The 11,531-nt window shown below is 74.5% G+C and carries 11 protein-coding genes; 6 read left to right on the top strand and 5 right to left on the bottom strand.

Going from position 1 to position 11,531, the window contains the following annotated elements; translation table 11 throughout:
- The first annotated feature begins 21 nt into the window (after positions 1-21).
- The 5 genes from ACGFZS_RS08875 to ACGFZS_RS08855 all read left to right on the top strand — a co-directional run bounded on the left by ACGFZS_RS08875 (position 22) and on the right by ACGFZS_RS08855 (position 4,678).
- Complete coding sequence (locus ACGFZS_RS08875; protein WP_355721196.1) at positions 22-465, top strand: GPW/gp25 family protein; 444 nt, start codon at positions 22-24, stop codon at positions 463-465.
- Positions 466-471: 6 nt separating this feature from the next.
- Positions 472-2,433, top strand: coding sequence for a putative baseplate assembly protein (locus tag ACGFZS_RS08870; protein WP_393794527.1), 1,962 nt, complete (start codon positions 472-474; stop codon positions 2,431-2,433).
- Positions 2,430-2,990: a phage tail protein gene (locus ACGFZS_RS08865; RefSeq protein WP_393536349.1), complete on the top strand. Its 561-nt coding sequence runs from the start codon at positions 2,430-2,432 to the stop codon at positions 2,988-2,990. Before ACGFZS_RS08870 ends, ACGFZS_RS08865 begins: the two co-directional genes overlap by 4 nt.
- Positions 2,987-4,312, top strand: coding sequence for an NADase-type glycan-binding domain-containing protein (locus ACGFZS_RS08860; RefSeq protein WP_393794526.1), 1,326 nt, complete (start codon positions 2,987-2,989; stop codon positions 4,310-4,312). The genes ACGFZS_RS08865 and ACGFZS_RS08860 overlap by 4 nt, the downstream gene beginning before the upstream one ends.
- A gap of 69 nt (positions 4,313-4,381) precedes the next feature.
- On the top strand, positions 4,382-4,678 hold the full coding sequence (locus ACGFZS_RS08855; protein ID WP_393794525.1) for a hypothetical protein: 297 nt from the start codon (positions 4,382-4,384) through the stop codon (positions 4,676-4,678).
- Here ACGFZS_RS08855 and ACGFZS_RS08850 read toward each other — a convergent pair.
- Both ACGFZS_RS08850 and ACGFZS_RS08845 read right to left on the bottom strand, forming a co-directional pair.
- Entirely contained in the window at positions 4,675-5,574 is a 900-nt protein-coding gene (locus tag ACGFZS_RS08850) for a glycoside hydrolase family 26 protein (protein ID WP_393794871.1), read from the bottom strand. The genes ACGFZS_RS08855 and ACGFZS_RS08850 overlap by 4 nt on opposite strands.
- The gene (locus ACGFZS_RS08845) at positions 5,468-6,268 is read right to left on the bottom strand and encodes a M23 family metallopeptidase (RefSeq protein WP_393794524.1); all 801 of its coding nucleotides are present in this window, start codon (positions 6,266-6,268) and stop codon (positions 5,468-5,470) included. The genes ACGFZS_RS08850 and ACGFZS_RS08845 overlap by 107 nt, the downstream gene beginning before the upstream one ends.
- 174 nt (positions 6,269-6,442) lie before the next feature.
- Between ACGFZS_RS08845 and gndA the strand changes: the two genes are divergently transcribed.
- Entirely contained in the window at positions 6,443-7,882 is a 1,440-nt protein-coding gene (gene gndA, locus ACGFZS_RS08840; protein WP_393794523.1) for an NADP-dependent phosphogluconate dehydrogenase, read from the top strand.
- 121 nt (positions 7,883-8,003) lie between these two features.
- Here gndA and ACGFZS_RS08835 read toward each other — a convergent pair whose 3' ends face one another.
- Genes ACGFZS_RS08835 through ACGFZS_RS08825 form a run of 3 tightly spaced genes read right to left on the bottom strand, consistent with a single transcriptional unit; the run spans position 8,004 to position 11,511 of the window.
- Positions 8,004-10,514: an FtsX-like permease family protein gene (locus ACGFZS_RS08835; RefSeq protein WP_393794522.1), complete on the bottom strand. Its 2,511-nt coding sequence runs from the start codon at positions 10,512-10,514 to the stop codon at positions 8,004-8,006.
- 5 nt (positions 10,515-10,519) lie between these two features.
- Entirely contained in the window at positions 10,520-11,281 is a 762-nt protein-coding gene (locus ACGFZS_RS08830) for an ABC transporter ATP-binding protein (RefSeq protein WP_393536361.1), read from the bottom strand.
- Positions 11,278-11,511 carry a hypothetical protein gene (locus tag ACGFZS_RS08825; protein WP_393794521.1) on the bottom strand — a complete coding sequence of 78 codons (234 nt, stop codon included), beginning with the start codon at positions 11,509-11,511 and terminating at the stop codon, positions 11,278-11,280. The genes ACGFZS_RS08830 and ACGFZS_RS08825 overlap by 4 nt, the downstream gene beginning before the upstream one ends.
- Between the last annotated feature and the right edge of the window lie 20 nt (positions 11,512-11,531).

The following is an 11,531-nucleotide window of genomic DNA, read 5'->3' as shown; positions in this document are numbered from 1 at the left end:
GGAGGGGCGGGTGCGGGACTGATGGCAGAGCAGTTCGTCGGCTCCGGATGGTCGTTCCCGCTGCGCATCGGGCCCACCGGCGGTATCGCCCTGGTCAGCGGCGAGAAGGAGGTCGAGGAGGCGATCCGGCTGGTGCTCTCCACGGCGCCCGGCGAACGCCCCATGCGGCCGGAGTTCGGCTGCGCCATCCACGACCTGGTCTTCGCGCCCGTCAACGAGCAGACCGCCGGGCGGATCCAGCACGAGGTGTACGCCAGCCTCGACCGCTGGGAGCCGCGGATCGAGGTCGAGGACGTCGAGGTCACCACCGGTGCCGACCCGAGCGTGCTGATGATCGACGTCCGCTACTCGGTCCGCGGCACCAACAACCCGCGCAGCCTCGTCTTCCCCTTCTACGTCATCCCCTCCCACGACGAGCCGGACCTGCCGCCCGCCTCCTCGGACTCCTCGGAAAGCGACCGCTGATCCCCGATGGCCCTGCCCTCCCCGAACCTCGACGACCGCCGCTTCCAGCAGTTCGTCGACGACGCCAAGCGTTACATCCAGCAGCGCGCCCCGGAGTGGACCGACCACAACGTCTCCGACCCCGGCATCACGCTGGTGGAGACGGTCGCGCACATGGCCGACCAGATCGTGTACCGGCTCAACCGGGTCCCGGAGAAGAACCACCTGGCCTTCCTGGACCTGGTCGGCATCACCCTCTTCCCGCCCTCCGCGGCCCGCACCGAGGTGACGTTCTGGCTGTCGGCGGCCCAGGAGGACCCGGTGCCGGTGCCGGTCGGCACCGAGGTGGCGACCCGTCGTACCGAGACGCAGGAGGCGGTGGTCTTCGCGACCGAGCGCGCCCTGACCGTCGTACCGAGCGAGCTGCGGCACCTGATGAAGCAGGAGCGCGGTTCGGCGGTCGTCGACCTCACCCATGAACTCGCCGAGGGCAAGGACCTGTTGTGCTTCACCGAGGCCCCGAACCCCGGTGACTGCATGCTGCTCGGCCTGACCGCGGCCGTCCCGCACTGCGCGGTCGCCCTCGACCTGGACAGCCGGGTCGACGGTGTCGGCGTGGACCCGCGGCAGCCGCCGCTGGTGTGGGAGGCGTGGACGGAGGACGGCTGGCGGGAGTGCGAGGTCGACCGGGACGGCACCGGCGGACTCAACCGCCCCGGCGAGATCGTGCTGCACGTCCCCGGCGGCCACGTGCTCTCCCGCAACGGCGGCCGGGAGGCGGGCTGGCTGCGCTGCCGGGTCACCGAACCCCACTCCGACCAGCCCTTCTACACCACCTCCCCGACGGTCCGGTTCGCCGAGGCCTGCACGGTCGGCGGCACCACCGGCGCCGTCCACGCGGAGACCGTCGAGGACGAGGCGCTCGGCGAGTCCACCGGCCTGCCCGGCCAGCGGCTGCGGCTCGCCCACGCCCCCGTCGTCGGCGACACCCCGCCGCTCCTCCTGCAGACCGCCGAGCACGACGGCGAGGACGGCTGGCTGGACTGGCAGGTCGTCCCGCACTTCGCGGCCTCCGGCCCCTACGACCGCCACCTCACCCTCGACGCGACCACCGGCGAGATCGCCTTCGGCCCCGCGGTCCGCGAACCCGACGGCTCCCTGCGCCAGTACGGCGCGGTGGCCCCCAAGGGCGCGGTGATCCGGGCCCGCCGCTACCGCACGGGCGGCGGCCGGGACGGCAACGTGGCCCGGGGCGCCGTACAGATCCTCCGCTCCTCCATCCCGTACGTCTCGGAGGTCGTCAACCGCGAGGCCGCGCGCGGCGGAGTGGACGGCGAGACGGTCGCCGAGGCCAAGGTCCGCGCCCCCATCACCCTGCGCGCCCAGGAGCGGGCGGTGACCCTGCGCGACTACGAGGAGCTGGCCCGCCGCGCCGCCCCCGAGACGGCCCGGATCACCTGCCTGGAGGGCGAGGAGACCGAGTACGGGTCGTACGCGGTACGGGTGCTGGTGGTGCCCCAGGCGGTCCCCGACCCCGGCGGCCGGCTCCGCTTCGAACAACTCGTCCCCGGCGACGCCCTGCTGGACCGCATCACCCGCCACCTGGACGAACGCCGCCTGATCGGCACCCGGCTGGCGGTCGGCCCGCCCTTCTACCAGGGCGTCACCGTGGTCGCCACCGTCCACGCCTTCCGCGGGGTGGACGTCGACCGGGTCCGCCGCCAGGCCCACGACGCCCTCTACCGCCACCTCGACCCGCTGACCGGCGGCGCGGACGGCAAGGGCTGGCCGTTCGGGCGCCCGGTGCAGTCCGGCGAGGTCTTCGCGGTCCTGCAGCGCGTCCCCGGCGTCGAACTCGTCGACGAGGTCGTCCTCCACCCCGCCGACCCCCTCACCGGCAAGCGCGGCGACCCGACCGACCGCATCGACCTCGAAGCCCCCTCCCTCGTCTTCTCCTACGACCACCGGGTCCGGGTGATCGGCGAATGAGGGGCTCCATCGACGGCCTGGGCTCCTCCGTCCCCATCGGCCCGATGCTCCCGGCGGTCTTCGCCGACGACGACCTCGCCCTGCGGTTCGTCGCCGGCCTCGACGACGTGATCGCCCCCATCCCCAACGTCCTCGACTGCCTCCCGACCTACTTCGACCCGGCCCTCGCCCCCCTCGACTTCGCCGAGTGGCTGGGCACCTGGGTCGGCGCGGAGACCGACGGCACCGAACCGGAACCGCTGCTGCGTGCCGCCGTCGCCGCGGCCGCCTACCTGCATCGCATCCGCGGCACCCGCCGGGGCCTCGCGGAGGCGGTCCGGCTGGCCTTCGGCGTCGCCCCGGAGATCACCGAGAGCGGCGGCGCGACCTGGAGCGCCCGCCCCCTCGGCGCCTTCCCCGGCACCCCGCGCCCCCGCCTCCACGTCCACCTCACGCTGCCCGCCCCCACCCCCGCCGACGAGGTCCGCCTGGAACACCTCGTCGCCGCCGCCCGCCCCGCTCACATGCCCTACACGGTCCAGGTGACCGCGTCCGCCGAAAGGACCCCGCAGCCATGACGACCACCCAGAACTGCACAGAGTGCGGCACGGTCGCCGAACCGGGCCAGTCCTTCTGCGACGCCTGCGGAGCCGTCCTCAGCTGGACCGGCAACCGCGACACCCCGACCCCCGAACCGACCCCGGCCACCGCAGCCCCCGCCTGGGACGCCTTCACCCGGAGAGACGGCGGCTCGGGCCTCCCGCAACGAGAAGTCCGCGCCACGACCACGACCGCGCCCCGTGAGGAGCAGGGGAACCTCTCAACTCCGCCCACCACAGCGCCCCGTGAGGGGCGCGGGGAACTGCGCGACCAGCCCCCACCGGCCGTCACCGCACCCACGACCCCCGACGCCCCCACCGTCCCCACACCGCAAGCCGCCGACGCAGCGCAGCCCCCACAGGGGCCGCCCGCCGAAGGCGAAGACGCCGACGACACCCACGACCGGGCCCGCCGCCTCCTCGTCCCCGTACAGGACCCCGACGCCACCCCACCCCCGGCCCCCTCCGTCGCCCCCGTCCTCCCCGGCCGCCCCACCCCCCAGCGCCCCGCCTCCGTCCGCACGCCCGGCGAGGACCTCGGCGCCCACGGCGGCACCCCCTGCCCCTGGTGCGCCACCCCCAACCGCCCCGACCGCCACTTCTGCACCCGCTGCGCCATGCCCATGGCCGGCCATGACAGCACCTCCCCCTCGGCCCCCCGCCCCTGGTGGCGCCGCATCCTCGACTTCCGCAACCGCGAGACCCCCTGGGCCGGTGACCGCCCCCGCCTGCGCCGCACCTTCGACCGCGTGCTGACCTGGATCGTCGCGGCCGTCGTCCTCGCCCTCGTCACCGTCCTGGCGTTCAACATCCCGAACGCGGTGAGCGCCACCCGCGACCACTTCGCCCAGCGGGCGCAGGTCTCCCCGGACCGGATCACCGCGTCCCGTTCGTACGCGGGGCACAAGCCGGACCTGGCCTTCGACAAGGTGAGCAACACCTGGTGGGGCCCCGGCGTGATCCAGGGCGGCGAGGGCGAGTGGATCGAGGCCCGTTTCGACGAGCCGACCCGTCTCCTGAACGTCATCGTCTCCTCGGGCGAGTCGAACCACTTCGACCAGCTCAAGAAGTCGGCGCTGCCGCACCGCGTGAAGGTGACGATCAAGACGGCCGACGGCAAGACCGAGGACCGCGAGCTGACCCTCGACCAGATGGTCGGCGGCCAGACCCGCAACCTGCGCGCCGCGGACGTCGTCTCCGTCCGCTTCACGATCGAGTCCTCCTACCAGGCCTCGGCGAAGACCCAGGTCGCCATCGCCGAGATCGAGTTGTTCGGCCCGTCGAGCGCCAGCTCCTCCTGACGGCCGCACCCGCCCGGCCCGGCGGCCCGCCCCGCAGGTCCCACAGGGAGTGATGCGAGGATCCGGCCCATGACCGGGGACGACACGGGGAAGCGGCGCACCGCGCGCAGAAGCTGGCGCGATGTGCCGCTGACCCCGATCGCCTTTTTCCTCGTCGGCAACGCGCTGCTGCATTTCCTCGGCGCCCTGTTCTCCCTCGCCTTCGGTTCCGGCGGCTTCTCCGCCGGGCGGCTGGCGGATGCCGTTCTGGACCTGGTCGGGCGCCTGCTGATCACCGGCCTCTGCCTCTGGCTCTTCGCCCGCGTCCGGAAGTGGCGGCGCGGGGCGAACCCACAAGGCCAGGGCCAGGGCCAGCAGCAGGTCTAGCCCCGCATCAGCGACCGGTAGACCGCCGTCGACCGGGGATTGCCCCGGCAGCCCCACACCCCGTGCGGGCAGTAGTCGGTGATGGTCTGGTACAGCGGCCGGTTGGCCGCGAACCACTCCAGCATGCCCCGCAGGTACGCCGGATCGTCCCCGTTCTCGTACAGCCCCCACTCGGGATACGAGACGGGTTTGCCGTGGGCCCGGGCGAAGTCGACCTGGGCCCGCAGCCCGTACGGCTCCGCGACCTGTTCCTCGAAGGAGAGCCCGCGCGGGGAGTCGTAGGCGTCCATCCCGACGATGTCCACGAAGAGGTCCCCGGGATAGCAGCGGGTCCAGGGCACGGCGTCGCGCCCCCGGTTCGGCGTGAAGTCGAACCGGAACCGCGCGCCCGGCACCGACCGCATCGCGGTGACGATCCGCACCCAGTACGCCTTCCAGGCGGCCGGGTCCGGCCCGCAGCGGTGGGTGTACGTGTCCCCGTTCATCTCCCAGCCGAGGACGACGACGGTGTCCGGCGCGCCGACCGAGACCAGCCGCCGGGCCAGCGTGCGGAAGTGGCCGTCGTAGGCCCCGCCCGCCCCGAGCCGCAGCTGCCGCCGTACCTCGGCGTCGGGCAGGTGGTCCTCGGTCCGCTCCAGCATCGGCACGTTCAGGACGAGGAGGCGGTCCGGCTCGGCCCGCCGCCAGTGCGCCCACAGCCGTACGAAGTCCGGGGCGCCCTCGATGTTCCGCCACACGTCGCCCGGGAGGTAGGTGTGGCCGACCCGGGGCTCGTCGTGCCCCAGCCAGTCACCGAGCGCGCTCACCCGCCGCACCCCTTCGGCGCCGTAGCCGACGTACGCGCCGAAGGGTCCGGGGGCGGCGGGCCGTGGGGTCTCCGGCCGGGAGACCGGCAGCAGCAGGAGGACGGCCATCGTGATGAGGAGGACGAACCTCAAACGAGCCATGAGGGGAAGTCTGGTCGTTGCCGGGAGCCGGTGGGCGCGGTGCGGGCATCTTCGAACTTTGTGCGAGGCCCGCCGGATCGCCGGAGACCTGGACCCCGTGCCCGCGCAGCCAGGGCAGCGGCGCCACCGCGGAGCCCGGGTACGGGCTGGTGCGGACCTCGAAGTGGAGGTGGGGGCCGTCCGCGTTGCCGGTCGCGCCGGCCGAGCCGATCCGCCCGCCCGCCGCGACCCGCTGTCCGGGGCGGACGAGGATCACGGACAGATGGGCGTACTGCGTCCAGTACCCGTCCGGGTGACGTAAGACGATCTGGTTGCCGTAGCCGTCTCCGCAGGACGTGGTCACCACCTGGCCGGGGCCGACGGCGTACACGGGCGTACCGGCGTCCACCGCGAAGTCCTGGCCGGTGTGCCGGTGTTTCCACAGGCGGCCCTTGGCGCCGTAGCCGGCGGAGAGCCGGTAGCGGACCGTCGGCGCGGTCCAGCCGTCGATGCCGGCCGGCGGGTCGGGATCCGTGGCCCCGGGGGCTCCGAAGGCGCAGCGCTCGGTGGCCCCGGGGTCGGCCTTGGCGGGCGTGGCGAGGAACGCGCCGGTCAGCAGGAGGACGAGCGCGGCCGTGAGAAGTCGTAGATCATCCGTTCGCATTGTCGGATCCTCGGACGACCGGACGGTCCCGGGCCGCACACACACGCCCGGAGCCGCGACTTTCGCCCGTTCGGGTCCGGGATCGGCACCGGTCTCCCGGCGGGCTGAACGGACGCCCACCGTCCGCCCGTACCACCGGGCACGTCAGCGTTCGTCCGCAGATCGGAGTCCCCCGTGAACGCATCCGCAGCCATCGGCGTGACCGGCCTGGGCGTGATGGGCCGCAACCTGGCCCGGAACTTCGCCCGGCACGGTTACCCGGTCGCCGTCCACAACCGCACCCCCGCCCGCACCCGCGCGCTGGTCGAGGAGTACGGGGACGAGGGCAGCTTCGTCGGCGCCGAGACGGCCGCCGAGTTCGTCGCCGCCCTGGAACGCCCCCGCCGCATCATGATCATGGTGCAGGCGGGCGCCGCCACCGACGCCGTCATCGACGAGTTCGTGCCGCTCCTGGAACCCGGTGACATCGTCATCGACGGCGGCAACGCCCACTTCGCCGACACCCGCCGCCGCGAGGCCGCGCTGCGCGAGAAGGGGCTGCACTTCGTGGGTGTCGGCGTCTCCGGCGGCGAGGAGGGCGCGCTCAACGGGCCGTCCATCATGCCGGGCGGCTCCGCCGAGTCGTACGCCGTGCTCGGGCCGATGTTCGAGGACATCAGCGCGAAGGTGGGCGGCGAGCCCTGCGCCACGCACGTCGGCGCCGACGGCGCCGGGCACTTCGTGAAGATGGTCCACAACGGCATCGAGTACGCCGACATGCAGCTCATCGCCGAGGCCTACGACCTGCTCCGCCAGGTCGGCGGCTACGCCCCCGCCGAGATCGCGGACATCTTCCGCGAGTGGAACGGCGGCCGCCTCGGCTCCTACCTCATCGAGATCACGGCGGACGTCCTCGCCCACGTCGACGCCGCCACCGGCGCGCCCTTCGTCGACATCGTCGCCGACGCGGCCGGGCAGAAGGGCACCGGGCGCTGGACCGTGCAGACCGCGCTGGACCTCGCCTCGCCGGTCACCGCGATCGCCCAGGCCACCTTCGCCCGCGCCGCCTCCGGCCGTCGCGAACTGCGCGCCGCCTACGCCGGACTGCCCGGCGGCACGACCCCGCCGCTCAGCGCCACCGAGGCCGACCGCTTCGCCTCCCGCGTCGAACACGCCCTGTACGCGTCCAAGGTCATCGCCTACGACCAGGGCTGGACGATGATCCAGGACGCCGCCGCCGAGTACGGCTGGAAGATCGACCTCGGCGCGGTCGCCCGGATCTGGCGCGGCGGCTGCATCATCCGCGCCTCCTTCCTCGACCGCATCCGCGCGGCCTACCGCGCCGACCCCGACCTCGTCAGCCTGCTCGCCCAGGAGGAGTTCGCCCGCGAGATCACCGACGCGCAGGTGCCGTGGCGCGAGACCGTGGCCTCCGCCGCCCGCCGAGGCATCCCCGTCCCGGCGTTCTCGGCGGCCCTCTCCCACTACGACACCCTGCGCGCCGACCGGTTGCCCGCGGCGCTGCTCCAGGGCCAGCGCGACTACTTCGGCGCGCACACCTACCGGCGGACGGACCGGGAGGGCACCTTCCACACCCACTGGGCCATAGAGGGCTGCCCCGAAACCGAGGGCTGAGCAAGCGCCCCGACAGGGGCGCGGGGAACTGCGCGATCAGCCACGACGGACCGTCACGGATCGAACGGTGCTCAGCCGTCCGCGGCGCCGTCGTGGCTTGTCGCGCAGTTCCCCGCGCCCCTTACGGGGCTCTCACGGCCTCCGCCGGCGGCACCCGCAACGCCCTCCTCGTCGGCAGCTCGATCGTGACGTACGCCGTGACGATCACCGTCGCCGCGGCGGCCGGTGCCAGCCAGGTCGGTCCCGCCGGCCAGGGCCGGTCCAGGAAGCCCTGGCCCAGCAGTGCCAGCGGCACCGCGGACAGCGCGGCCCCCGACACCAGCGCGGCGACCGCGATCACCCCGGCCTCCCGGCGCATCATCGCGAGGATCTGCCGGGGCGTGGTGCCGACCAGGCGCAACGCGGCGATCTCCGTACGGCGCTGGGCCGTCGCCGCGACCAGCCGGTTGGCGATGCTGAGCAGCAGATAGCCGAGCAGGACGACGATGACGGCGAGGTTCACCCACACCTCGGGCGGGGTGTCCGCGCCCGCGTCGGGGGCCGTGTCCGAGAGGGCGAGGCCGGGGCGGGCGGCGGCCAGGGCGGTGAGCCCGCGCCCGGCGGTGGCCGTGCCGTCGGTGCGGATCAGGACGCTCTGGTCGAGGCCGGACGTGGTGTGCCCGGCGGCCAGGTCGTGGGAGAGGACGACCGGTCCGAAGCCGAGCCCACGGCTGTACACGGCCACCACCTTCGCCTCGACGGGCGCGCCGTCGCCGAGGAACAGCTTGATACGGGCGCCGAGTCCGGCGTCGCGCGGCCCCGCCACCTCGCTGCTGACGGCCACCGTCGCGCCGGTCAGGCCGGACACGCTGCCCTCCCGCACCCCCAGGTCGAGGACGTCCCGCGCGGCCGGGGTGAGGATCAGCGCGGCGGCCGACTCGGTCTCGGTGTCGCCGAACATGCGGTACGGCCACACCACGGTGGTCGTATTGACCGGCGCCGCCGCCCGCACCCCCGGCAGCCGCCGTACCTCGGAGAGCGTGTCCGCCGGCAGTCCGCCCAGCGCCGGCGCGCTCAGCCGGTACCCGGCGAGCGTGCCCGTGCGGGTGTCGTCCGAGGTCGCGGCCAGCACCGTGGTCTGCGCGAGCGTGTACGTCAGCACGAACACGACGGCCATGGCGAGCGGGCTGATCACCCCGGTCACGCGCTGTGCGTACGCCCGTACGTTGGACATCGCCAGCCAGGTCGGCGCGGACACCCCGGGGCGCAGCCGTCGTACGACCGTCCCGCCCGCCGAGCGGACCAGCGCGGGGCCCGCCAGTGCCAGGCCGATCGCGGCGACGATGCCCGCGATGGAGGTGGCGGAGGCGCCGATCAGGGTGCGTTGCAGCAGCGGGGGGACGGACAGCACGAGGGAGACGGCGATCAGGAGCAGGCCGGTGGCCGTGCGGGCCCGGGACGGGGTGCGGGGTTCGCTGCGGGACTCGGCGACCGCCTCGGTGGCCGGCATCTTCGAGGTGCGCCAGGCCGCGCAGCGGGCCGCGAGGCGGACGGTCGCGACGAGCAGCAGGACCGCGGCCAGGGCGGGCAACGGGCTGAGGGTGAGGGGGAGTCGGGGCGGCAGCACGTCCCGGTGGACGAGGAGGGTGCGGAAGCGGGCGGCGAGGAGGTAGCCGAGGGCGATGCCGGGGACCAGGGCGGCGGCCGTCACCGCGGTGGACTGGGCCGCCGCGAGCCGGCGGATCTGCCGGGGTGTCGCCCCGACCGCCCGCATCAGCGCCAGGTCCCGGCGCTGGCCCGCGATCGCCACGCCCAGCGCGCCGGCCGTGACGAACCCGGTGATCAGCAGCACGATCCCGGCGAGCGAACCGGAGAGCAGCACGAGCAGGGAGCGGGCCGAGCCGACGCCCGGGGCGACGGCCACGCCCCGGTCGGCCCCGGTGAGGACCTTCAGGCCGGTACCGGCGACCGCCTCCCGGACCTCCGAGGCGACCCGCTGCTCGGCTCCGGGGGCGGTACGCAGGCCGATGAGGTCGACGGCGCCGGTGTTCGCGTGGAGGCGTGCCGCCGTCGCGTCCGTGAAGTAGATGCCCGCGTCCGGGGCGTGGACCAGGGCCGTCACCCGGTAGGCGGTGGCGGTGCGGCCGCCCGCGGCGACGCGCACCCGGTCGCCGACGGCCAGGCCGGTCGAGGCGTCCACCGCCACCTCGTGCGCGTCCGTCGGGGCCCGGCCCTCGACGCGCGGGGCGTCGAGCAGCTTCGTCGAGGACCAGCCGTGGCCCGCGGTCGCCGGGTCCTGGTCGGCGACCGGGAGGAGGCGGCCGTGCGCGTCGGTCAGCGCGGCCGGGAGGCCGAGGTCGCCGACCGCCGCCGTGACGCCGGGCAGGCCCGCCAGCCGGGCGGTGAGGGCGGCCGGGACCGCGGCCCGCTCGGGCAGCGCGATCGGCAGGTCGCCGGACGGGTGGTACTCCTGGTCGGCGGCGACCACGACGGCCGCGCCGCCGAGCCGCCCGGGCGGCAGCTGGGAGCGCAGACCGGACTCGGCGAGCACCCCCGTGGCGGTGATCAGGGCCGCGCCGCCGAGGACCGCGCAGGCCACGGCGAGCAGCGAGGCGATCCGGTGGGCGGCCATCCGCAGGGCGAAGTGCAGCATGGTGATCAGTGCTCTCCCAACGCGGCCAGCCGGGCCGCCAGTTCCGCGGCCACCGGGCGGTCCACGGTCTCGACCACCCGGCCGTCGGCCATCACCAGCGCGGTGTGCGCGCGGGCCGCGGCGGCCGGGTCGTGGGTGACCATGACGACGGTCTGGCCGAGGTCGTCGACGAGCGTCCGGAGCAGGTCGAGGACCTGGTGGGCGCTGCGCAGGTCGAGCGCGCCGGTCGGCTCGTCGGCGAAGACGACCGCCGGTCGGGTGGCCAACGCCCGTACCAGGGCCGCTCGTTGCTGCTGGCCGCCGGAGAGTTCGGCGGGGCGGTGGTGGAGCCGGTCGGCCAGTCCGACCCGTTCGACCAGGGTGCCGATCCACTCCCGGTCGGGGCGGCGGCCGGCCAGCCGCAGCGGCAGCGTGATGTTGTCCTCGACCGAGAGGGACGGGATCAGGTTGTAGGCCTGGAAGACGAAACCGACGCGCTCCCGGCGGAGTTCGGTGCGCCTGGTCTCGTTCAGCCCGGCGATCTCCCGGCCGTCGACGCGGACGCTGCCCGAGGTCGGCGTGTCCAGTCCGGCCGCGCAGTGCATCAGCGTGCTCTTGCCGGAGCCGGAAGGTCCCATCACGGCGAGGAAGGTGCCGTGTTCCACGGTGAGCGACACGTCGTCCAGGGCCCGTACCCCGCCCGCGTACGTCTTGCCGACGCCGGTCAGCGCGATCGCCGGGGCCCGCCGGGCGGTGTCGGTCGTGGCCGGGTGCGCGGTCGTGTTCATCGACGGCCCCGCAGCCGTCGTACCGCCAGGGCGCCCGCGCTGAGCAGGGTCACCACTCCGCAGGCCACGTTCGCCCAGGGGGTGACACCGCTGTACGAGGTCGCCATGTTGGCGGCCGCGCTGAGCACCAGCAGGGACCAGAGCAGGGTGCGGGTGAGGTCCGTGCCGCGGCCCGGATCCGCCGCCGGGGGCGGCGGGCTGGTGAAACGGTAGGGGTCGGTGCCGGTCACACGGTCCTCCTGGCGCTGCT

The sequence above is a fragment of the Streptomyces sp. NPDC048288 genome (assembly GCF_043201555.1).
Classification (GTDB): Bacteria; Actinomycetota; Actinomycetes; order Streptomycetales; family Streptomycetaceae; genus Streptomyces.
This window is presented reverse-complemented; position numbering and strand designations above follow the sequence as displayed.

What these genes read in the sequence shown, in the direction of transcription:
- ACGFZS_RS08875 (WP_355721196.1), top strand. Translation starts at nt 22, where the DNA reads ATGGCAGAGCAGTTCGTCGGCTCCGGATGGTCGTTCCCGCTGCGCATC.
- ACGFZS_RS08870 (WP_393794527.1), top strand. Translation starts at nt 472, where the DNA reads ATGGCCCTGCCCTCCCCGAACCTCGACGACCGCCGCTTCCAGCAGTTC.
- ACGFZS_RS08865 (WP_393536349.1), top strand. Translation starts at nt 2,430, where the DNA reads ATGAGGGGCTCCATCGACGGCCTGGGCTCCTCCGTCCCCATCGGCCCG.
- ACGFZS_RS08860 (WP_393794526.1), top strand. Translation starts at nt 2,987, where the DNA reads ATGACGACCACCCAGAACTGCACAGAGTGCGGCACGGTCGCCGAACCG.
- ACGFZS_RS08855 (WP_393794525.1), top strand. Translation starts at nt 4,382, where the DNA reads ATGACCGGGGACGACACGGGGAAGCGGCGCACCGCGCGCAGAAGCTGG.
- ACGFZS_RS08845 (WP_393794524.1), bottom strand. Translation starts at nt 6,268, where the DNA reads ATGCGAACGGATGATCTACGACTTCTCACGGCCGCGCTCGTCCTCCTG.
- ACGFZS_RS08835 (WP_393794522.1), bottom strand. Translation starts at nt 10,514, where the DNA reads ATGCTGCACTTCGCCCTGCGGATGGCCGCCCACCGGATCGCCTCGCTG.
- ACGFZS_RS08830 (WP_393536361.1), bottom strand. Translation starts at nt 11,281, where the DNA reads ATGAACACGACCGCGCACCCGGCCACGACCGACACCGCCCGGCGGGCC.